Annotated in this window: 16 protein-coding genes and 1 pseudogene; 9 read left to right on the top strand and 8 right to left on the bottom strand. The window is 64.2% G+C overall.

What is annotated here, in order from left to right; translation table 11 throughout:
- Positions 1-96 precede the first annotated feature (96 nt).
- The 5 genes and pseudogenes from ACICHK_RS41930 (at position 97) to ACICHK_RS41910 (ending at position 5,607) form a co-directional block, all read left to right on the top strand.
- The gene (locus ACICHK_RS41930; protein ID WP_406841571.1) at positions 97-576 is read left to right on the top strand and encodes a MarR family winged helix-turn-helix transcriptional regulator; all 480 of its coding nucleotides are present in this window, start codon (positions 97-99) and stop codon (positions 574-576) included.
- Between the two features lie 1,140 nt (positions 577-1,716).
- A complete protein-coding gene (locus ACICHK_RS41925; RefSeq protein WP_406841570.1) occupies positions 1,717-3,063 on the top strand; it encodes a glutamyl-tRNA reductase in 1,347 nt (448 codons plus the stop codon).
- A gap of 505 nt (positions 3,064-3,568) precedes the next feature.
- The gene (locus ACICHK_RS41920) at positions 3,569-3,826 is read left to right on the top strand and encodes a hypothetical protein (RefSeq protein WP_406841569.1); all 258 of its coding nucleotides are present in this window, start codon (positions 3,569-3,571) and stop codon (positions 3,824-3,826) included.
- Complete coding sequence (locus tag ACICHK_RS41915) at positions 3,823-4,194, top strand: fic family toxin-antitoxin system, toxin component (RefSeq protein ID WP_406841568.1); 372 nt, start codon at positions 3,823-3,825, stop codon at positions 4,192-4,194. Before ACICHK_RS41920 ends, ACICHK_RS41915 begins: the two co-directional genes overlap by 4 nt.
- Positions 4,195-5,062: 868 nt before the next feature.
- A pseudogene (locus ACICHK_RS41910) lies at positions 5,063-5,607 on the top strand (hypothetical protein).
- A gap of 81 nt (positions 5,608-5,688) precedes the next feature.
- Here ACICHK_RS41910 and ACICHK_RS41905 read toward each other — a convergent pair.
- On the bottom strand, positions 5,689-6,198 hold the full coding sequence (locus tag ACICHK_RS41905) for a transposase (RefSeq protein ID WP_406841567.1): 510 nt from the start codon (positions 6,196-6,198) through the stop codon (positions 5,689-5,691).
- A 39-nt stretch (positions 6,199-6,237) separates the two neighbouring features.
- Positions 6,238-6,423, bottom strand: a complete 186-nt coding sequence (locus ACICHK_RS41900; RefSeq protein WP_406841566.1) for a transposase — start codon at positions 6,421-6,423, stop codon at positions 6,238-6,240.
- 251 nt (positions 6,424-6,674) lie between these two features.
- On the opposite strand from ACICHK_RS41900, the gene ACICHK_RS41895 reads away from it, so the two are divergent.
- The 4 genes from ACICHK_RS41895 (at position 6,675) to ACICHK_RS41880 (ending at position 15,055) form a co-directional block, all read left to right on the top strand.
- Complete coding sequence (locus ACICHK_RS41895; RefSeq protein WP_406841565.1) at positions 6,675-7,427, top strand: aminoglycoside phosphotransferase family protein; 753 nt, start codon at positions 6,675-6,677, stop codon at positions 7,425-7,427.
- A 992-nt stretch (positions 7,428-8,419) separates the two neighbouring features.
- Positions 8,420-12,001, top strand: coding sequence for a S8 family serine peptidase (locus tag ACICHK_RS41890; RefSeq protein WP_406841564.1), 3,582 nt, complete (start codon positions 8,420-8,422; stop codon positions 11,999-12,001).
- Positions 12,002-12,953: 952 nt separating this feature from the next.
- Positions 12,954-14,684, top strand: coding sequence for a cytochrome c oxidase subunit I (gene ctaD, locus ACICHK_RS41885; RefSeq protein WP_406841563.1), 1,731 nt, complete (start codon positions 12,954-12,956; stop codon positions 14,682-14,684).
- Positions 14,685-14,755: 71 nt separating this feature from the next.
- A complete protein-coding gene (locus tag ACICHK_RS41880) occupies positions 14,756-15,055 on the top strand; it encodes a hypothetical protein (protein WP_406841562.1) in 300 nt (99 codons plus the stop codon).
- Positions 15,056-15,358: 303 nt separating this feature from the next.
- Here the strand turns inward: ACICHK_RS41880 and ACICHK_RS41875 are convergent, their stop codons facing one another.
- From ACICHK_RS41875 to ACICHK_RS41850, 6 genes are all read right to left on the bottom strand, one after another.
- Positions 15,359-16,015, bottom strand: a complete 657-nt coding sequence (locus ACICHK_RS41875) for a transposase family protein (protein ID WP_406841561.1) — start codon at positions 16,013-16,015, stop codon at positions 15,359-15,361.
- A gap of 255 nt (positions 16,016-16,270) precedes the next feature.
- Positions 16,271-16,828, bottom strand: coding sequence for a WhiB family transcriptional regulator (locus ACICHK_RS41870; protein ID WP_406841560.1), 558 nt, complete (start codon positions 16,826-16,828; stop codon positions 16,271-16,273).
- Between the two features lie 508 nt (positions 16,829-17,336).
- On the bottom strand, positions 17,337-17,600 hold the full coding sequence (locus ACICHK_RS41865; protein WP_406841559.1) for a hypothetical protein: 264 nt from the start codon (positions 17,598-17,600) through the stop codon (positions 17,337-17,339).
- A gap of 326 nt (positions 17,601-17,926) precedes the next feature.
- Positions 17,927-18,547, bottom strand: a complete 621-nt coding sequence (locus ACICHK_RS41860) for a TetR/AcrR family transcriptional regulator (protein WP_406841558.1) — start codon at positions 18,545-18,547, stop codon at positions 17,927-17,929.
- 1,456 nt (positions 18,548-20,003) lie between these two features.
- Positions 20,004-21,272: a cytochrome P450 gene (locus ACICHK_RS41855; protein WP_406841557.1), complete on the bottom strand. Its 1,269-nt coding sequence runs from the start codon at positions 21,270-21,272 to the stop codon at positions 20,004-20,006.
- A gap of 60 nt (positions 21,273-21,332) precedes the next feature.
- Positions 21,333-22,595 (bottom strand): MFS transporter, encoded by a 1,263-nt coding sequence (locus tag ACICHK_RS41850; RefSeq protein ID WP_406841556.1) that lies wholly within the window; start codon positions 22,593-22,595, stop codon positions 21,333-21,335.

The raw sequence follows: 22,595 nt of genomic DNA, 5'->3' as shown, positions 1-22,595 counted from the left end.
TGCTCCTGGCTGGCCTGCTGCCAGGATAGATGAATAGTCAACTAAATCTCGAGAGGTAGGTATGTGATGAGTCAATCATTTCTGTAGGCTGGCGGCGTGACTACCGAGGGCTTGTGGCTGAACGATGAGCAGCAGCGGGTATGGCGGCGCTGGCTCTGGATGAACACGGAGCTTCCTGCTGCCCTGCATCGACAGTTGCAGGCGGACTCCAATCTGTCCTTGCCGGACTTCGAGGTTCTGGTCCAGCTCACGGACACGCCGGAGGGGCGAGTGCGTGTGCTGAAACTCGCCCGCGCACTGGGGTGGGAGCCCAGCAGGCTCTCGCATCGCATCAAGCGGATGGCGGCCCGAAACCTGGTGCGTCGCGAGGAATGCCTTGACGATGGCCGCGGCGCCTACGTTGTCCTGACACCCGAAGGCCGGACAGCCATCGAACAGGCTGCACCTGCTCATGTGCAGACTGTGAAGGCCCTCGTTTTTGACGCGCTCACCGATGCGGAACTGGCCGGTTTCGCCTCGATGGTCAACAAGGTCCTCACCCGTTTGGAGGCGCAAGCCCTCTCCGGCCGGTCCTAAGCGGCGCGCTGAGGGCACCCCTCCCATCGGTATGCCGATTGCTGATGACCGATGCAAGCGTGTCGGTGAGCCCCTTGCCAGGGGTCTGGCTGATCGGATCTGTCCTTTTTAGGCTGCCTTGATGCCTTTTTTTGCGCCGGACCGTTGTGGATTCGGCTTGTCAGGCTCTTCTTGTTGCCGTATGCGCTGGTCCTCTGTGGCAGTGCCGGCTCTCGCGGGTGCGCCCGGGTGGCCCGCAGAAGGCTGCCTCCTGGTCTGATGCGGTGGTTAACGGTGCGGCGCTGTGGCCCTGCAGGGAGGAGCCGGCGGGCTGGTGTTAAGCGGCGAAGCGGGTCCTCTGTGAGTGATGGCGTCGGCACCCAATGTCGGTCCCCTCGCTGTGCGGCGTCCGCGCTGGTCCTGGAGGCGTCGGCTGTCCCGCTGCTGCGCGTAAGCATGGGGGTCGGGTGGGGTTTTTGGGGGCCGACGGTGGGGCGTCCGAGTGTGTGGGTTCACCTGGGGGATAACTCTTATTTGATATAGTTTAATAGTCAACTACAGTCGCAGGCTCACACGCGCCGCACATGCGCTCGCTCAGCCATCGCAAGGATCAGGACCGGTCATGACCTGGACTGCTGCCGCAGCCACCGCAGCCACCGACCTGACCCTTCGCTACGGCCTGTCGGCCGGTTTCAGTGCGGAGCGGGCCCAGGGCAGGGCCAAGGCCCGGGAAGGCGGAGGGCAGTGCGTCGGTAGTGCCGCCACCCGCTGCAGCAAGCCCGGGGATTTCCAAGTCGCTTTAAGTTTCGGCACTGCTCAATGTTCCGGTGGGCTTCTCAACGATCGAGTTGTGCGGGAGTCGGTGTGAACCGCATGGCACCAACCGGCGGGCGTGGTGTCCAGTCGCCACTCCGCAGTTCACCTATCAAGGGCAGGGAGCGCGCACCGATATCGGGTCAGCGGTCTGCCGTGGCTGGCCTCTGTAACAAAGGTGTCTTCTGTCAGTGAACGGCCAGCACGAGAAGGCTTCACGCTACGCCTCCTGCGAGGATCGATCTACGTCTTGAGAGAAGAGACTCGACTTATGAGCATGGGCAGCATCAACAGCGCCTCCTGTGGCACCGGTAGGCGGGCAAGTTTCGCAACAGCCGAGGTGGAAGCGTGAGTCTGCTGGTGGTGGGTCTAAGTCACCGTAGCGCCCCGGTAAGCATGCTGGAGCAGACAACCCTTGGTCTCGATGACCGGCCCAGGGTGCTTCAGGACATGCTTGCCGGCGATGCGGCCACAGAAGCCATGATGCTTGCTACTTGCAATCGCATCGAGCTCTACGCCGCTGTGGACAAGTTCCACGGCGGCGTAGAGGAGATGGCCAAGCAGTTGTCTGCGCACAGCGGCATAGGTCTCGACGAACTTGCGCCGCACCTCTATGTCCACTTCGAGGATCGAGCGGTCCACCATCTGTTCTCTGTAGCATGTGGCCTCGACTCGCTGGTGGTTGGTGAACCGCACATTCTCGGACAGGTCAAGGACGCTCTGGCGGCCGGACAAGAGCTCGATACCGCTGGGCCCCTGCTCAACAACCTCTTTCAGCAGGCATTGCGGGTCGGCAAGCGGGCGCACAGTGAAACTGGAATCGACCGCGCCGGGCAGTCGCTGGTCACCTTCGGCCTGGAGCAACTCGCCGCAGATGCAACCGTGGAGAAATGGGCTGCTGGCAAACAGGGCCTCGTCATCGGTGCCGGCTCGATGTGCTCGCTCGCGGCAACCACGCTTGCCCGTGCGGGAATAGGACAGCTGACGATCGCCAACCGCACTTTGAAACGTGCACAGCAGCTGGCGGCCGTGCTCGCCGAACAGTTCGGACCCGGCCTTACGGCGCGCGCCGTCCCGATGGCCGAGGTGCCTTTCGAGCTCGGACGCGTGGACCTGGCGGTTTCCTGCACCAGCGCGACGGGGCTCACACTCACCACTGCGGATGTGGCGGCGGCCGTCGCCGGGCGGCCCACTGCTCCAGGTGCCCCATCGGAAGCAAACCGGGTCCCGGCTGGCAGCAGGGGCACGTTGCACCTGCTGGACCTGGCCATGCCGCGCGATATAGATATCGCCGTGCACGACATCGACGGAGCACGACTTGTTGACATCGAGACGCTTGCTGCGACGGCCGCTGATACCCCTGCGGCCGACGATGTGGACCGGGTCCGCAGCCTGGTCGCGGCCGAGGTCGCTGCGTTCGGCGCGGCAGTCCGCGCCGAACGCAGCGTCCCGACAATTGTTGCTCTGCGTGCAATGGCTGAGGATCTCGTCACCAGTGAGCTGGCGCGCTTGGAGCGGCGCCTTCCAGACCTGGATGAAAGACAACGCTCTGAAACGGCGCAGACCGTGCGGCGCGTTGTCGACAAGCTCCTGCATGCTCCGACCACGCGCGTGAAGCGACTTGCGGGTGAGCCTGGGGGCGGGGAGTACACCCGTGTCCTGCGCGAACTCTTCGACCTCCTTCCGACCGCGTAGAGGATGTTTGCTCGGGCTGGCCGCTCAGGTGCGGACGGCCGTCTGCAGCTGACCAGAGCTCTGTTGCCGCATGGGTCGCACGCTGTGCACGCTCTAGGGACTCGTGCACAGCAGACGGGGTGCGGCCCGGGTGACGTGCTGCCCCGGTAGGCGCGAAGGCGGCCGCATCATCAACATCCATCCGTCGATCTCGGCATACCGCGAGACCGGCAGGCGCCGCGCATTCTTTGGTTCCAATGTCGTTGGTGACGAAGGCGGGGGCTGGCAGCTCGCCTTCGTGCGCTCTCTGCCCGTTCCGTGTCCTTGCTGGGCGCCCATCCGGTTCTCCGGTGCTCACATCCTTCTGGTGGGTGCCATCAGTGCTGCCGTCGTCTCTCACGGGCAACACTATGATCTTGAACCGCCCACGCAACGCACAGCCCCGGGGGCCTACGGGCTGTAGGCCTGAGCTCTCGCGTCAAACAAAGCCCTACCTCGCCTGCTACCATCCTGCTACCATGCGGGTATGGCTACCGCGAAGAAGCAGACCCAGGTCAGGCTGGAGGAGGACGTGCTGGAGGCCGGAAAGGCCGCAGCCCGGGCCCGTCAGCTGGACTTCAACCGGTACGTGGAGCGGCTCATCATCGAGGACACCACCGGAGCCCGCGCCGCCGGCATGGCCGCCGCCCAGCGGCTCATCGATACGCACGGCAGCTTCCTCGACGACCTGGAGCAGCAGCTCGACGCCCCCTACGCCGACCCGCAGCCCGGCGCCGCCGCGTGATCCTGCACGTCGACGAATCCTGGATCCTCGAAGCAGCAGAACGGGCCGGACACCGCGACCCGGCCCCCGACGACTACGGCGTGCCCATCGCCGCCGTCGCTCGCCACCGCGGAGAACTCCTCGACACCGCCGTCTACGACGGCCCCTACGCCCGCGCCGCCGCCCTGGTCCACACCCTGGGCTGCTGCCGCTGGCTGGAACACTCCAACCTCACCGTCGCCTGCGCGGTCGCCGTCATGTACCTCGAGGCCAGCAACATCCCCGTCGACCCCACCCGCGAACAACTCACCGCACTCGCCCACGAGCTGTACAACCCGCGCTGCACCGCCGACCGCATCGCCTCCATCCTGCGCACCTGGAAGCCTTGATCGGAAACCAGCGGCAAGATCCCGGACGATGCCGGCCATCGGCTCGGTCGCTCCGACAGGCGAAACCGGCTGCAGCCGTACTGTTCCACGACCTCCTGGGAACGAGGCTTTCTTGCCCATCAGCAGGCTGAGGGCGGGATCGCCGGGACGGGGTATGGAGATGCTCCATCGTCGCGGGGGTAAGGGGCGGGCAGGTGCCAGGAGGGACGGCCACATGCCGTTTCGGCGCGCTGGCCACCGCCTGGCTCGAAGACAAGGCGGTAGCGACTGGGACTTCCGGCCGCTCGCCATCGGTCGGCCAGGTCCTGTAGTTCCTTCAAGATGTCGCACGGCCCCTGGGTGGTGGCGTCCCAGCGCGTGCGCCCCACCGGCTTTGCCCGCAGCCATGGCTCGCAACCGGGCGCGCCGATCATCAGATGCTCAGTGTCGAAGTCCCTGACGAGTGCACCGAAGAGATGATCCGCTGCGAGCCACAGGCCCCGGTCGGTGTCCGTCAGCGGTCTCAGCATGCTCCGCTGGGTCCAGGTGCCTGGCGCGGTGGCGATGCTCCGGCGGAACTCCTTGCAGAGCTAGATTCATTTCGTGTCCTGTCCGGCACAGTGGGCGAACTCGACTGCCTGCAGCTCCGTCGTGATCCGCCCGCCTGCGGTGCGCTCGACGATGGCGAGGCCAGGCCACGACGGGGAAGTGCTAGTGACGTGCGCCAGCAGCCGCCCTACAGGAGCGGGCTGTTCGACGTAGCGCAGCGCACGGCTGGCATTAGTGGCTGTTGTATTTCCGGGCTTGAGGGCTGCGTTTCCGCTGTTCAGGCATAAGGTCGGCGGTCTCGGGGAGTGGTGACGTTTCGTGGCTCTGGTGGAGGTCGGGGATGTTGTCAATCGTGGGGTTGCTGGAAGAGCGTGAGCTGACCGCTCATCGTCGTGTGGACGTGCTGCGGGAGGAGGCGGACCGGATCCAGGCCGAGCTGGTCGTGGTCGAGCAGTAGTGGAACGAGTGGGTCATCGCCCGTTCACGCGTTGGCGAGGTGCTGTCCCTGGGCGAAGGCGACGTCGCCGGCCCAGATGCCGCCGAGGAGCCGTCGGATCGCGGGGAACCGCCGGTTCCGCCGGCATCCTCGGAGGCGGCGAAGCCGAAATCGGTGGTGTCGATGTGGCATGCGGGCCTGGCCTGGTCGGCACTGTCGACGGACTGCCAGCGCATCGTGCAGGCTCTCGCGGACCGCAACCGGCTCGGTCAAGGTCTGCTGACGTGCCAGGAGATGGCCACCTGCTTCGGTCTGGACCCGATGCCTGCGAAGATCTAGGAGTTGCGGTCGAAGGCGAAACGGCTGGTGGTACGGGGTGCCTCGTGGAGTCGGCGCCGGGCCGGTTCACGCCCGCGAAGGCCGTGGCCGGGCAAGGCGCCGGGTCATGAACATCGTCGCCGACCAGTAGACCATCGCCTCAGCGCTGGTGGTGGAGTGTTCGAAGTCCCGCACGAGGCGGCGGCTTCGCATCAGGTAGGCGAAGAACCGCTCCACGATCCACCGCTCGGGCAGTACGACGAAGCCGCGCATGTCGTCGCTGCGTTTGACGATGGCGAGGACCAGACCAGGGCCAGCCAGTGGTGTGCGGCGGCCACCTGGGCGAGCAGGACGTGGGCGGCGGCGCGGTCGCCGATGTCCGCGGCGGTGACCATCACCCCCAGCAGCAGACCGAGCGTGTCGACCACCACGTGGCGCTTGCGGCCGTTTATCAGCTTGCCGCCGTCGAAGCCGCGGCTGTCGACACCGGCGAAGACGTCCGCCTTGATGGACTGGGAGTCGATCACGCCCGCGCTCGGCTCCGGATCCCGCCCCGCCATCTCCCGGGCCCTTCCACGCAACCGGTCGTGGAACTCCTTCACCAGACCATGGCCGCGCCAGCAGCGGAAGAACGCGTAGACCCGGTCCCACGGCGGGAAGTCGGCCATCATCGCCCGCCACTTCGTTCCGTTGTCGACGAGGTAGCGGATCGCGTCCAACATCGCGCGGTGGCAGTAGGCCTCCGGCTGCCCGCCCCGGCCTCACAGCCAGGCCGGCATCGGAAGCAGCGGCCGCACCACCGCCCACTCCGCGTCCGACACGTCCGTCGGGTAGCGCCGCTCGCGCACCCCGTGATCGCCGGCGTTCCCGAACCGGTGAGCTAAACAGTCACACGCAAGGGTGTCCGAGGTGGATTCCAACTCCGCGATGCCGTAGAACTGCGTCAAAAGGGCCTCCTGGAAAGCTTGATGGCGTAGACACCCCTCGAGCTACCAAGAGGCCCTGCTTTCATGCACGACAGCAGTCACGCTCACCCGATCGAGACTCCCGTTCGACTGGCACCCCTCAAGTGCGGAACGACAAAAGCCACTCGACATCGAGTGGCTTCGTTCACTTCGACCCGGCAGGCCTCCACGGCTCACCGCCAGTGGCGCGATAGTCAGTTGCGTCTCGGCCGGCGCTTCGTCACCTTTGCCACGTGACGTCACAAGACCTTGGCCGCGTGGAGCGGATTGGCAACACGGTGCGCCGACCGGTGGGGCCGTGGACACCAGCAGTTCACGGGCTGCTTCGTCATCTTGAGGCCATCGGTTATGAGCAAGCACCCCGTGTGCTGGGCTTCGATGAGCAGGGGAGGGAGGTTCTGACCTGGATTGATGGCGAGTCCGGTCCGGACGGCTGGGCCAAAGTCGTCAATGACCGAGGCCTGATCGCCTTCGCCCGTCTGCTGCGCGAGTACCACGACGCCGTCGCCGGCTACCGCCCTCCTGGCACAACGTGCTGGTCCACCAAGACCGCTGGTCCTGTGGGTGAGGAGGTGATCTGCCATGGGGACTTCGGGCCGTGGAACGTTGTCTGGTGCGGCATTCAGCCGATCGGAATCCTCGACTGGGACCACGCCCGTCCGGCGCAGCGGTTGCACGATGTCGGCTACGCGCTCGAGTACACCGCTCCGTTCCGGGATGACGACGAGTGCGTGCGCTGGCTGCGCTACCCCCAGCCGCCCGACCGGCGTCGCCGCCTTGAGGTGTTCGCCGGCGCGTACGGTGTTACTGACACAGCAGGGTTGGTCGACGTCGTTATTGCCGTTCAGGAAGAGGGCATCGACGCTGTTCGCCGCCTTGCCGAGCAGGGCCACGAGCCCCAGACCACCTGGGTTGCCGAAGGCCATCTGGACGAGCTTCGAGATCGGGTCGCGTGGAGCCGGGCCAACCGGCATCTGATCGACTAGCGGTGGTGCGTTTTGTAGATGTCAGTTCCATGACAGCAGTCACGCTCACCAGATTGAGAATCCCGTTCGATTGGCATCACTCAAGATCGGAACGACAACAGCCACCTAGGTGCCGGGGTGCTGGGAAGCAGCTGTTGGCCCCGTGCCAGCGGATCAATTCGCCGAGGCCGGTACTCAGGCTCAACTGATCGAGCATCTCGGCAGTGAAGCATCGGAGCAGGGGACCCCTTTGCGGGGCTACTGCGTCAGAATCCCCTGGCCACCGGCCTGCATTGGCCTGGACGGGAATAGTAAGACTGCCGACGTTCGCCGCCTCCACGCAGTAGTTGTCAGGTCTTGAGGCTTTAAAGCCGATATTTCTTAGGCGGGTTGGCGGCCCGGTATCGCCTGTAGGCACGGTTTGCCGATCCTGCTGCTGCCACCGAGGAGGGCGAATACATCTGGCACCCACATGCTTTCCCTCATATTCCTTAGATGAAATAGATAGCAACCGTGGATTCGTTGGAGCAGCTTGCCGGTCGCTCATGAGTGGCGATGTGCACCACAGGCCGGTGGCGAGTGATGACGGGCGCCGCATGTGTCGTGGTCGGGCAGGGTGGCAGGGCTGGAGGGGCGCCAGGGCTGTCCAGTACGGACAACAGCCGCTTAGAGCCCCTGCCCATCTGGAATCCGACGTCCGAGATGGGTGCGGGCGAGCACACCTTCTGCCCTTTGGTGTATGGGGCAATCGCTTGGCTTCAGATCAAATTTTTGGAATCTTAACTTTCCTTCAATTAGAGCGGCGCCCGTCCGACTGGGGTGGCGCCCGTGAACAGCAGCGGGCTATCGTCCGCTGCCTGAACCTGTAGCAGGGACTCGTGAAGCAACGCTGCACACCCTGGCGCGCATCGGCCCTTGCCGGCGCCTTGCTCCTATTGTTGACAGCCCCGTCTAACGCGCACGCTGCCACCGCGGAGACCGCAACCGCATCGAGCGCGTCCCTGCCCGATCGCGTGCCCGAGGGCACCCACTCGATCACGCTGGTGACGGGGGACGTGGTCACCACACGTCAGATACCGAGGGCCGACGGCCAGCCCGGTGGCACCGTCACCGTCCGTGGTGCCGACGGCGGGCCAGCACAGGCTCAGATCATGCAGTCGGGAAGGGATCTGTATGTCTATCCCGAATCTGCCCTGCCATTTGTGGCTTCGGGTGCTTTGGACCGACGGCTGTTCAACATCACCGACCTGGTTGCAGACGGCTACGACGATGCGCACAAGGACCAGCTCCCGCTGATCGTTTCGTACACGCATTCCGCAGCTTCCCAGCGGCCCGCCTCAGCGCCTACGGGCTCGGTGCGCGAACGCGACCTCAGCAGCATCCAGGGTGCGGCGCTGGCCGAGATCCGCGCCCATGCTGGAGAGTTCTGGAACAGCGTGGTTGGTCATGCGACTTCGACGGGCGCTCGCGCGCAGGAAGCCACGCCAGTCCTGGGAGGCGGTATCTCCCACATCTGGCTCGACGGCACCGTGAAAGCGGATCTGGCCGACAGCACCTCGCAGATCGGCGCACCGCAGGTATGGGCCGGAGGAAACACCGGCCAGGGAGTCGATGTGGCCGTCCTGGACACCGGCATCGATGCAGACCATCCCGACCTGTCCCACCAGATCGCCGCTGCCCGGAGTTTCGTGCCCGACGAGAACACCGACGACCACTACGGGCACGGCACGCACGTGGCATCCATTATTGCGGGCACCGGTGCCGCCTCTGGCGGCAAAGAGCAAGGAGTTGCACCCGGGGCGCGGCTCCACATCGGCAAGGTGCTGGACAACACCGGTCAGGGCCAGGACTCCTGGATCCTTGCCGGAATGGAATGGGCTGCAGTCGACCAGCACGCCAAGATCATCAACCTGAGTCTGGGATCCGACAACCGGTCCGATGGCAGCGACCCGCTCAGCCAGGCGGTCGACCGTTTGAGCGACCAGACCGGCGCCCTGTTCGTCGTCGCCGCAGGCAACACGGGGACACCCAACTCGATCGGTGCGCCCGGGGTCGCAGACGCCGCGCTGACCGTGGGCGCCGTCGACTCCACGGACGCCGTCGCCTACTTCTCCAGTCAGGGCCCCCGCATCGATGGAGCGCTGAAGCCGGAGATAACTGCCCCGGGGGTCGACATCCTCGCAGCCAACTCCCACTGGAACGACAACGGGGAAGGTTCATACCAGACCTTGTCGGGCACGTCGATGGCGACACCGCACGTTGCCGGTGCCGCAGCCCTTCTGGCCGCCGCACATCCCGACCTCACGGGAAGCCAGTTGAAGGACCTGGTCACCAGCACATCGCAGGAGACGCCGGACTACGACGCCTTCCAGGGCGGCAGCGGTCGGCTGAGCATCGCCGCGGCTGTGCCGGCGGGCGTCTATGCCTCGGCGACGGCCTACGCCCCGCACGTGCCGCAGACGGCCGACGGGGCCGCCCGACGGCCGGTGACGTACACGAACACCACTAACACCCCGGTCACTCTTGCACTGTCGATCGCGGCGACGCACGCCCCTTCGGGGGTCTTCCGCCTCTCGTCGTCCAAAGTGGTAGTTCCCGCTCACGGCAGCGCCAGCGTCACCGTGACGATCGACGGTTCCGGCCTCACCACCGACGGCCGCTACAGCGGCCAGGTGGAGGCTCACGCCGCCTCGGGACGCCTGGTGGCGCACACTGCAGTCTCGCTCGGCTATGTGTCGTACAAGCTGACCCTAGTGCTCAAGGACCCACACGGCAGGCCCACGTCCGGACTTGTCGAAGTGCTCAGGTCCGGAGAGGACGCACCGTCCTTCTTCCAGGTTGATGAGTCCGGAACAGGAGAGATGCGCCTGCCCAACGACGTGTACTCGGTGTTGTCCTATACGACGGTCGAGGGCGTTCACGGCCCCCACTCGATGGGCATGGCCCTGCTGGGTGATCCGGACGTCGTCCTTGACCATGACAGCACGGTCACACTCGACGCCTCGAAGGCCACGCGCATCGACACCACGACCCCGCAGCGGTCCGAGGCGTCCTATCAGCGGCTGGACTACTACCGGTCAATGGAAGGCGCCTCCTTCCGCGACTATATGGAGACGCAGACCAGCTACGACAGCCTGTGGGCCCAGCCCACCACCCACAAGGTCACGCACGGTAACTTCTACCTCGCCGCCCGATGGCGCAAGGAGGAGCCCGCGCTCAGCGTGTCCACCCGCACAACCGACTTCACCGACGTTCTGCGCCAGGACGGTGTCACCGCGCTGACCGAAGGCGAGCGCACCATGCCGCTCGTCTTTGCAGGCCAGGGCACCAGCGTCGACTACGCTCGCCTCAATGTACGAGGCAAGGCCGTGGTGGTCCGCCGCAACGATGACGTACCCGACATGCAACAGGCTGCGAACGCCGCCGCGGCGGGCGCGAAGCTCATGCTGGTCGTCAACAATCAGAACGGCCGCAGTCTCCGCAACTACGGCTCGTTCTCCGGGCCCGTCGCAGTGGACGTCGGACTGCTCAGCACCGACGAAGGTGAGAAGCTCGTCCGGCAAGCCACCGTGCCCGGCGCACAGATCACTGTGGACTCCGAGCCGACAAGCCCCTACGTGTACGACCTCATGCAGACGCACCACAACGCCGTCCCCTCGCATCTGCTTGTGAAAGGAAGTCCCAGCAACCTGGCCCGCATCGACGTCACTTTCGACAGCCCGGACCCGACGCGGACCGGCGGCGAGTTCCGTTACGACTGGCCCGATTACAACACCTGGGCTATCGGCACCAGCACGCCCGAACCAGTGAACGAGCAGCGCACCGACTGGGTCTCCACTGGAGACGACTACACCTGGGGACAGATCGCCTACGCCGACGGCATCGTCTACGAAGTCGATCCCCGCACTTCCTATCGGCCGGGCAGCCGACAGAGCGAGGAATGGTTCAAGCCGATCGAACGCCCCTACCTCAACAACAACTACCGGCAGCCCACGCGCAGCGGCAACCATATGATCCTGGACATACCGGGCTGGGGTAGCCAGGACCATGTCGGTATGAGCCAGGACGGGCTGGACACCCAGGAGGACCTGGCCCTCTACCAGGGCGCCGCGCAGCTGGCCACGGGAAACTTCACGGTCGTCGAGGCTGATGCCCCAAGCGCCAAGACTCTGCCATACCGGCTGGTTCTTACCGGGCGCAGGGATGCAGCCTTCACTCCGTATTCCACCCGCACTCGGACTGAGTGGGACTTTATGTCCAAGGCGCCGAAGGACGATGAGGCCGCAGTTCTGCCTCTCCTGCAACTCGACTACGAGATTGCTACCGACGCTGATGGGCGGGCACGGCGGAACTCGGCTCTGTTCGTGAATGTCGGACATCTGGCCCACGCGGAGGGAGCGGGCGCGACCGGTGCAGTCTCACTACAACTGTCGTACGACGACGGACAGACCTGGCACGCGGCGGAGGGTAAGCAGGGCCGATTCTCCTTCCATGCGCCGGCATCGGCTTCCTTCGTGTCGATGAAGGCGACCGCGTATGACGCCCGGGGCAACTCGGTCACGCAGAGTGTGATCAGGGCGTTCGGGCTGCGCTGAGCAGAGTCGGGTGTCGAAGGTTCCCGCTCGCACGAGAGCCGGCCAGGTTTGGCCTGGCCGGCTCCGACACTCGCAGTGCCGGCCACGCATTACCTGCCTGCTCGACCGGGTCTGCCGGACGAAATTTCGAGTGCTGGTCAATCGGCTTATCCGGGGTTTGGATCGGAGGTTACGCCGTACGAGGTTTCTACCGCTGGTTTGCGGAGAGCGCACTTGCTTGGCTCTGCAACTTTTATGCTGGGGCTACGGGATTGTTATCCAGTTGGCTGCCAAGTTTTCGTACAGGTTGATCGCACGCTGGGTGAGTACCTGGCTGGTTCTAGCGGGTTGCTTGAACAGGGTAAAGGCCGATGTGCGGGTGTAGCTTTTGTGGGATCGATGTGCGATCGGTGTTTTGATCCATGATGAGGTTCCAGCTCAGGTTGGGTCAGATCCGTTCCTGGTCTTGGGTAAGTTCATGTTCCAGCACAGCGGCGAACACTTCGCTGCTGAGTAGCGGTAATGATGCCGTGGTCTTCGAAGTGAGGGCTCTCAAACCATGCTCTGACCAGGCTTCGTGTCAACGCTGTGACGGCCAGTCGCCGACCTGAAGACTGTTGAGCGGGGACTGCGTTCTTGTCACTGGTTTGAACTCCTCTGCTGCCTTTGACCGCAACTTCTCGCGGAGGATCCGCTGTTCGCTGGTCTGCTCGTCTCACACCATGTAGTGGACATCTCGCAACGGTCAGAGATCATACGACAAACTGATGTGAAAGCTCCTCTTTTTCAGGCGTCGGCTTCCCTTGATTCCCGTTCGGTTAGGCCGTCCGGCTACTTCGTGGGCGAATAGGGATGTCGCATGGTGTCATGAGCTGGAGGTGGCGTTACAGTCGTCGGGCACGTGGTCAACCTCCGGCCTGCTGCTGTAGGTCTAGTGCGGCTTTCAATAGGATGAAGTGACTGGGGAGTCAGTGTGGGAGTCCTCTCTCAACCGCCCGGGGGTACCGCCCCGGAAGAAGCCGCATACGACAGTGAATTGCCGGTGCGGAGCAAGCAACCCGGCAGCGTTGTCGTGAAGTGGCTTACCACTACCGACCACAAGACCATCGGAACTCTGTATCTGGTTACGTCATTCGCGTTCTTCATTGTCGGCGGCATCGTTGCATTGATTATGCGAGCCGAACTCGCTCGGCCAGGTTTGCAGATTATCTCGAACGAGCAGTTCAATCAGGCTTTTACTATGCATGGCCTGATTATGCTGCTGATGTTCGCCACCCCGCTCTTTGCAGGTTTCGCGAACTGGATCATGCCACTTCAGATCGGCGCACCAGATGTGGCGTTTCCGCGGCTCAATATGTTCGCCTACTGGCTCTACGTTTTCGGTTCACTGATCGCAGCGGCGGCACTGCTGACTCCGAATGGTGCTCCGGACTTCGGCTGGTTCATGTACACCCCTCTTTCCAGCGCTGCGCATTCGCCTGGCATTGGCGCCGACATGGCAATTATGGGTCTGACTTTCTCCGGATTCGGCACCATCCTGGGTTCGGTTAACTTCATTACGACAATCATCTGCATGCGCGCTCCTGGCATGACCACGTTCCGCATGCCGATTTTCACCTGGAACGTACTGCTGACTGCCGTGCTGGTTCTCTTGGTTTTCCCGGTGCTGGCCGCTGCGCTCCTCGCGCTCGAGGTCGACCGTAAATTCGGGGCACACATCTTCGATGCAGCCAACGGCGGAGCCCTGCTGTGGCAACACCTCTTCTGGTTTTTCGGCCACCCGGAGGTGTACATCATCGCGCTGCCGTTCTTCGGCATCATCTCCGAGGTCATCCCGGTCTTCTCCCGCAAGCCGATGTTCGGCTACATGGGCCTGATCGGCGCGACCATCGCGATCGCCGGCCTGTCCGCGACCGTGTGGGCGCACCACATGTACGTCACCGGTGGCGTGCTGCTCCCGTTCTTCTCCTTCATGACGTTCCTCATCGCCGTGCCGACCGGTGTGAAGTTCTTCAACTGGATCGGAACGATGTGGAAGGGCTCGCTGTCCTTCGAGACGCCGATGCTCTGGGCCACGGGATTTTTGGTCACGTTCCTCTTCGGTGGTCTGACCGGCGTCATCCTGGCCTCCCCGCCGATGGACTTCCACGTCTCGGACTCGTACTTCGTAGTGGCGCACTTCCACTACGTGGTGTTCGGCACCGTGGTGTTCGCGATGTTTGCCGGCTTCCACTTCTGGTGGCCGAAATTCACTGGAAAGATGCTTGACGAGCGTCTCGGCAAGGTCACCTTCTGGACGCTGTTCGTGGGCTTCCACGGCACGTTCCTGGTGCAGCACTGGCTGGGTGTCGAGGGCATGCCGCGCCGGTACGCCGACTACCTCGCCTCCGACGGCTTCACCACGCTGAACACGATCTCGACGATCAGCGCGTTCCTGCTCGGCCTGTCGATCCTGCCGTTCCTCTACAACGTATGGAAGACGGCGAGGTATGGCAAAGAGGTTGGGGTCGATGACCCGTGGGGCTATGGCCGTTCGCTGGAGTGGGCGACCTCCTGCCCGCCGCCGCGGCACAACTTCGTCACCCTGCCGCGGATCCGCAGTGAATCCCCGGCATTCGACCTCCATCACCCCGATATGGCTCAACTTGAATTTTCCGAGGAGCACAGCGATATCCATGAGACTTCCGGTGGGAGCAGCAGATAACCCCCATGGATGCTTCAGTAAAAAGTGGGGGAGGTCAGCCACCACGGTCTGTGAAAGACGGACTGCGGCAGTTGGACGGCTACCTCTATTGGCAGAATGAAATTTCCCAGGCTCGCACCGAAGCCAGAGCGTTCTGTAATCGTTTCCCATGGCTCACCACTCTGGAGCGTCAAGACCTGGAATCTCACTACACGGATTTCCGCGTCGAGGTCGCCAGGGCAACAACCCGACAGGTCGCGCAGCGCTGCGTCGACCTTCGTAAGGAGTACGAGGCGCGCTACCTGCAACTGCGACTTCACTTTTTCGCCCTGGCGTTGACTGCCCTCGTAGTCGCTGCCACTGGATTGGGAATCCTCCTGGTGTGTAACTGAGCCCAACCGGGCCCGATATCGGAGTCCACGCCATCCGACTCGGTACGCAATCGGTGTCGTGGCGCCGTCACACTGACAGAACTCTCCAACGGCATCAGCCGTGTGTCCCTACATCCGGCCCGGCGCCGACAGCGAGAACATCCTGGGCACCGTCTACGAATCGGTGTGGGTGATCGCCTGCGCGCTGGCCAGCCACGACCACTGCATCCAGAAGTGCCGGAGCGCCAGCAGCAGAATGCTGCCTAAAGGGTGTTGCACAAGGCTGGGTGCGGGCAGGTCAGAGCGGGTGACGGACTCGTCTGCTCATGACGCGAGGGCGAGGTTGTGCATGCGGGCGATGGCCTGGGCCGCGTGATGGAGACCGTCGCCCCGCTGGCGGCAGTCGCGCAGGATCTTGTAGTTCTTCAGCCGGCCGATGACGTGTTCCACCCGGGCACGGACCCTGCGGTGCTCGGCGTTGTCGTCCTCCTCGGCCTGCAGCAGGACCCGTCCCGGGCGTTTGCGGTGGGGCACCGCCATCCCGCAGTTGAGATATACGCCGTCGCCCAGCACGGTCACACTCTTGCAGTACTGGCTCAGCCCGGACGCCCGCCAGGCATGGGCGTCTGCGGTGGTGCCCGGCACCGGACGGGCGGCCGCGATCACCAGCCGGGTATCGGCATCCACCGGACGAGCCACGGGTTCGACCGCGAGCAGGGGTCCCAGCCGCTGGACGACCCGGCACACGGTGGAGGAGGAGACACCGAACAGCGGGCCGAGCCGGCGCATCGTGAGGTTCGTGCGGTAGTACACCGCGACCATCAGTACCTGCTCGGCCAACGGCAGCGACCACGGCCGGCCCCGCAACGTGCCGTTGCCGCCCCGCTCCCGCACCACCCTCAGCAGACGAGCGAACTGCGTCACCTGAAGCCCGGTGAACGTCTCCACCCACACCGGCTCAGCCCTTAACACCCCAGCCATACAGGAGAGATGCCCAGCTCAGAACCTTGCGCAACACCCTTTAGGCGTAGTCCTGATGGACGACTGAACCACTTCGTAAGGCGCTGCCCGAGGAAGCGGGCTTGGTTGAAGACGGTTCCTGCTCTGAGGGCTATCGCTTCCTCCCATACGTCGGTTCCTCCTTCAATTCGAGTTGCGCTCTGGCTGCGACAGCATGTTCGGGAAGGGAAACTTCAGCTCAGCGACCAACGAACTGCTGGTGTGGGGACAGGTGCGTCAGGAGGCCTTCGCCGGATTCTTTCGCGGGCGGGTCAATCGCAGGCTGGCTACCAGTCGGTTGCGGTTGCCTTCCTGGCAGGCGGCGGTGAGGGTACCCGGCCGAGGCATCGGGCCATTGACTTGACGGTCCAAGTCCACGATGCGCGCCTGGTTGACCGTCAGCGGCGTGTTGCGGGCAACGGCCGCTTTCTTGCGGCGGACCTCATTCTGGGCAGCCAGTACGTCCCTCCAGTCGGGTCCGAGACGCTCCTTCAAGCGCTTTCGTAGTCCGGTGCGTTGCCGGGGAGTAGTCGTTGCATATATGCGCTCCCGAGTCTCCTGCTCGTGGACGAGTGCCCAGAGCAGGCATCCAGCAGCGACAGGGCAGCCGTTGCATGCGGCGCGCGTCTTGGCCAGGCGCTGTTCCACCTCTCCACCGCCCGCAGAGCGATCGCCGTTCTTGAAATCAAAGTCCTGGGGGCGAACCTGGCAAGGGGTCGGTTGGGTCGTAGAGGGGAAGGGGAAGCGGGCGTCGATGGCAGCCTTCTTGGCCTTGTTGATGATCGGGTGGCTCATGGCGGGGTCTCCATTGGCATCGTTACAAGGTGGGGGAGATCCGAGTCGGGGTCTGCTCGACGAGAGGCAAGGGCGCCGGGCGAGTTGGCCGCACTGCTGGACGCAGCAGCACAGACCGTGGACATTTTCAGAACGAGTTGGGGAGCGCCGGGGTACGCCGACACCGTGCGGATGTCGTTGTGCAGAATGTCAGCGTCCCAGGGGGCATTTCGAAGTAGGTGTTGCATTGATCCCGGGCGGGCATAGCCTGCGTGTTCGGCCAGCCGCCAGCAGTTCTTGCGCTCGACGCCGGAGAGCAGCCCAAGGAGGTAGGAGCGGGTTATGGCGTGGGGTTCGACCCGTCGGAAGCGGTCCGCGATCCGAGCCGTGACCTTGTCGAACATCTTCCGCCATCTGGCCGGGTCTGCGCTATGCCCCGCAGTCAGCGCACGATCTCCAAAAAGTTCACACAACCCTTGATGATCTCGTGGTGGCCGCGAAGGTCACTGGCGTCATGCTGTTCGCTGCCTCAGGAGACGATGCATAGAAGATTTGGGTGGTGGTCGTGCGTGTCTTCGATTTGCTGTTGGTTGGGATCTGTCAGTGTCATCTCGCAGGTTTGGTGGGGAAGTCGGCCGTGCTGTGGCAGGCCGGCCCCGAGAGTTGCCGCCATGCTGCGCGACGCGGGGTCAGGAAGCAGGCTGAGGGACCCGGCGCTCGCCACCAGCCGGTCGACGAACGCCAGCTGGTGTTCGTCGACCGGCTGGTGGCCACGCTGATTCATCTGCGGCATGACCGGCCGCACTCGACGTCAGGACTGTCGGTCGGCGTCGACCGCTCCATCGTCACCCGTGTGACCGGAGAGGTGCGTATGCTCCTGGCTGAGCGGGGGTGCACGGTCTTCGACTGCCCTGGCCTACCTTCGGGCGCTGACGGATGTGTTCGCCTACGCTCAGGCCGACGGCCTCGAGCTGCGTTTGAATATCACCAAGATCTCACGCGCGCCGTTCGATGCGGTTGGCCGGTGTCAGCGAGCCCCCGGTATTCGCAGGGCCTACGGCACAAACCTGCCCTTCTGGTTCATGGCTGGGTAAGCGGAAGCTTTGCAGCACATCATAATCATCGGTATGTATTCGCTGTCCCAGCCCCGGGTGCCCTGATGGCCTTCAGGATGATTTCCAGAAGGTAGTCTGTGCGTGTGGGCTCGGCGGTGAAGTTCATGGATATGCCGCCCACCAACTGAATGATGTCGGCGGTGCGCAATTCGTTCTCGAGCTCGCCAGCATCTTTGGCTCGGTCAAAGACCGTTCTTGCCGCTGAGTGGAGTTGACGGTAGGACTCCTCCGCGAAGTTGGGGTCCCTCTCAAAGGCGGGACTCAGCTCAGCAAAGAGGGTTCGTTTGCTGAAGGTGAAAGTGGCCAGCGCCCTGAGCCATTCTGCGAGTGCGTCCCAAGGGTCCCGGGACTTGCAGAGATCTTCGGCAAGGTTCTGCAAGTCGATGATTTCTTCGCGGTAAAGGGCCTCGATGAGGTCAATGCGCCGCGGGAAGTTGCGGAACAGTGTGGCGATCCCAACCCCGGCACGTTGGGCAATTTCATCCATTCTGGCGCCCTGCGGGTTTTCGGCAAAGACCGACCGGGCCGCCTGGAAGAGCTTCTCGCGATTGTGGTGTGCATCTGCTCGCATTTTTCGACCGGGAGCCGCGCTCCGTGCTCCGGCGGCTCTGGGCGGGTTGGTCATCCGCCCATCCTTCCATACCCTGGGAATTTCTTGCCGGACGGCACGGCCTAGTGCGTCCGAAGTCATGCCCACTAGAGCACGTGCTCTTGGACCACAACGCCGATCTCATGCCGGGTGAGTGCCTGGCAGGTTCAACCGTGCTGCTTGAACCGGGCAAAGCCTCCTTCCATGGGTGTAGCTCTTGTGGAATCGGTGTCTTGGTTCTCGACAGGTTCCAGCTCTGGTTGGGGCAGCCACGTTCTCGGTCCTGTGCCAACTTACTCTCCGGCACGGCGAAAAATCCGTTGCTAGGTAGCGGTAGTGATGCCGTGATCTTCGAGGTGAGGGTTCTCGAACCGTGCTGTGACCAGGATTTGCCTCAGCGCTGTGACGACCGGACGCTGACCTGCCGGTCGTTGAGTGGGACCGTGTTCTTGCCACCTACCTGAAGCCCTCGGCCGCCTCTGACCGCAACTTCTCGCAGAGGGAACGCCGTTCGCTAGAGTGAGCGACCTCCTGTCCGCCACCGCGGCATAACTTCATTAGCCTGCTGCGGATCCGCAGTGAATCCCCGGCCTTCGACCCCCACCACCCGATATGGTCCATCTTCTTTTTCCCGGGGGTGCAGCGATATCGGTGAGGCTTCTGGTGGCGGCGGTAAGTGACATTTATGGATATGTCAGCGACAAGAGGGGTGGTTATCCGTCGCGGTCTGTGAAAAGCGGTCTGCGGCAGTTGGACGGTTACCTCTGCTGGCAGAACGAACTCTCCAAGGCTCGGACCGAAGCTAGAGCGTCCTGTGATCATTTCCCTTGGCCCACCACTTCGGAGCGTCAAGATCTGGAATCTCGCTACCCAGACGTTCGTGTCGAGGTCGCCAACTCGAAATCCGGCAGGTTGCTCAGTGCTGCGTCGACCGCCGTAAGGAGTGCGAGGCGAGCTACCAGCAACTGCGACTACGGCTTTTCGATCTGGCTTAACTGCCTTCGTCATCAATGCATTGGAGCGGAAATCATTCTAATTTAGAACTGATTCGGCCGGGCCGGATATTTGATTTCACTCTATCCGGCCCGGTATGCGATCGGTGTCGTAGCGCTGGCACACTTACAGAACTCCCTGGCCGTACCTGCCGTGTCGCCACGAAGTTTCTGCCGCCGATCAAGGCTCTCCTGGAGATGGAGCCCAAGAGGCGAGAGAAGCTACCAGCCGGGAGGTTCCCAGGCTGGTCACACGATGCAGAAAGACACCAAAGCTGGCGCCTTCCTCTCATGGCGCACCATCGCGAGGTGATCACAGGCTGATATCGATGCCTGGCACACCAAGAGCCCGGGCACCCGTCGTGTGTCGCCGTCATCGCGCCGCGTTCGGCTACCACGGCAAGATAGCCACCCGCCTTTCACTGAAGCCGGAGGAACGCGGAACCGATCACGCTCCCCGGCGACCACCAGTGATGAAGCGCGGTGCTCACCGCACCCCGTCAGTCCACACGGAGCGGAAGTTCGCGCACGCCCCGTACCGAGCCCTGACGGCGCACCAGCTGGTCCGCTGGGACGGCAAGCCGGAGCCGAGGGAAACGGCGCAGAGCCGTAGCCAGGACGATCTCGACCTCCAGCACGGCGAGCCGCGCACCAATGCAATAGTGCAGGCCGTGGCCGAACCCGAGCGCCCGGCTGGATGGCGTGCGGGCGATGTCGAAGGTGTCGGGGTCCTCCCAGTGGGACGGGTCGCGGTTCGCGGCTGCGGTGCCGACGATCACGTAGGAGCCCTTGGGAATGACGGCACCGCCGATTTCGACGTCGTCGAGGGCGTAGCGGGTCACCCCCGGAGTGACGGGGCCGTCGTGGCGGAGGGTTTCCTCGACCGCAGCGGTCACCAGCGAAGGGTCGGCGCGCAGGGCGGCGAGTTGCTCTGGGTGCTGCAGTACAGCGAGCAGGGTGTTGCCGATGAGCTGGGCGGAGGGCTCGTAGCCGCCGAACAGTATGATCCCGATCATGCTGACGAGTTCGTCGTCAGTCAGCGGCTGTCCGTCGGCGTCCGCGCACACGAGGGCGCTGATCAGGTCGGGTTCTGGCACGGCTCGGCGGTCGGAGATGAGGCCCCGCACGTAGGCATCGAACTCGTCGAGGGCGGCGACGGTGCGCATGGCGGCCTCGTCGTCGGCGATGAAGCCGCCCACCACGGAAGCGGCACTGCGGAAGAGGTTCGCGTGGTCCGCTGGAACCCCCAGCAGTTCACAGATCACGCTGATCGGCAGTCGGTCCGCGACTGCCTCGACCAGATCGAACTCGTTCTTCCCGGCCAGGGCATCGAAGAGGGCATCGACATACTCCTGGATACGGGGGCGGAGACTCTCCACCCGCTTAGCACTGAACGCCCGGACGACCAGCTTGCGCAGCCGGTCGTGGTCCGGCGGGTCAAGGTTGGCCATCGCGCGTCCCAGGATCTGGGTCGTGCGCAGGGTGACCTGGACGCGCGGGGGCAGCGGCTTGGGGGGCAGGTTTTGCGTCACCCCCCGAGCGAGTTCGTTGCTGAGACGGGGATCGGCCAGAGCCGCGACGACGTCGTCGTAGCGTGTGATGATCCAGCGTTCCGCGCCGCCAGGCATCCGTACGAGGTGCACAGGGCCTTCGGCGCGGAGCGCGTCCATGGCCGGGTAGGGGTCCTGGACGAAGTCTGGTCCGAGCGTGTGAATGGGGGCGGTGACGCCTGCCAGGTGTGGGCAGCCGTGTTGTGTCGTGGTGGTCATTGGATTTCCCCTTTGTCGAGGTGGTGGACAGACGGTGGATGGTGCTTGACGGCCGGAGTGTTATCGGAGCGGATCGGCCGGCTTGGGGCCCATCGCGCCGGGGCGCGGTGCGACGCGTTCGCGGGCGCCCAGGACGAAGCAGGCGACTGCGAGGACCTGGCACCCCGCAAGGCATATGAACAGCGTGCGGATTGGCACGTTTTCCGCTGCTGCTCCTGCCGCGACCAGGCCGACGGTGCCACCGCTGAGTGCGATTGCCGCGATCACGGTTAGGGTCGCGGAGCGCAGCTCCGCCGGGATGCGGGTGGTGCGGAGTGCAGCGATTGGTGCGTTGGACAGACCATTCAGCAGTCCGGCCGTGAACAGGACGACCCCGAGTCCCAGCGCACCGACCGGGAACAGCAGCCCTGCGAAGGCGAGGGTCTGGCCGACCCGGCCAAGCACAGCGAGACGGACGGCGGACACTCGTCGTAGAGCCGGGCCGACCAGCAGGGTTCCGGCCAGCGCCCCTCCTCCGAATGCGCCCAGCAGCACCCCCGCGAGAGTCGCTGACCCTCCGTACTGCCGCAGGGCCAGGATCGGCAGCAGGGCGAACATCGCTTGCCAGCCCATCTCACCGAGCATCTGGCCAATGGTCCAGCTGCTCAGCAGCCGGTCTCGCCGGATGACGTGGAGCGCGCCGCCGAGGCCGAGGCTCCGGCCGAGGGGGGCAGCCGGCGCTACTACGCCTCGCCGCGTGGCGACACTGAGCAGGAGGGCGGCGCATAGGTAGCTGACTGCGTCCAACACCAGCACGGTTGCCGCGCCGAGCGAACTGATGAACAGACCGGCGGCCGGTGGCCCCAGTAGGACGGCCAGGCGGGTCGCTCCCTGGAGACGTGCATTGGCTCGGCTGAGCAGGATCTCGTCGTCGCCGACGAGCGCAGGCAGGAGCGCCTGCTGGCTTGCCGTATACGGCGCGTAGAAACAGCCGATGGCGAACACCAGCACCATAAACAGTGGCAGAGTCAGCAGGCCCAGCTCGTGCAACAGCGGTACGAGAGCCACCAGGAGCCCGCGTAGCCAGTCGGCGATGAGCAGCACCCGCCGAGGTCCCAGCCGTCCGGTCAGCGAGGCGCCGAGCGCCCCGAAGACCGCGACAGCGGCCATCTGCGCTGCCATCACGATGCCCATGTCGGTAGAGGAGTCAGTGGTTTCCAGCACGAACCACGGCATGGCGACCGCACTCAGCTGCGCACCCGACATGGACAGCACCTCGGCAAACAGGACGAGACGCAGAGCGCGGCGGCGCCACTTGCTATCGGGTGTACGCATCGTCGACAT

The sequence above is a fragment of the Streptomyces sp. AHU1 genome (genome assembly GCF_045343905.1).
In the GTDB taxonomy this organism is placed as follows: Bacteria; Actinomycetota; Actinomycetes; order Streptomycetales; family Streptomycetaceae; genus Streptomyces; species Streptomyces triticiradicis.
Note: the sequence above shows the minus strand (reverse complement) of the source record. Positions and strands in the feature narration are given on the sequence as shown.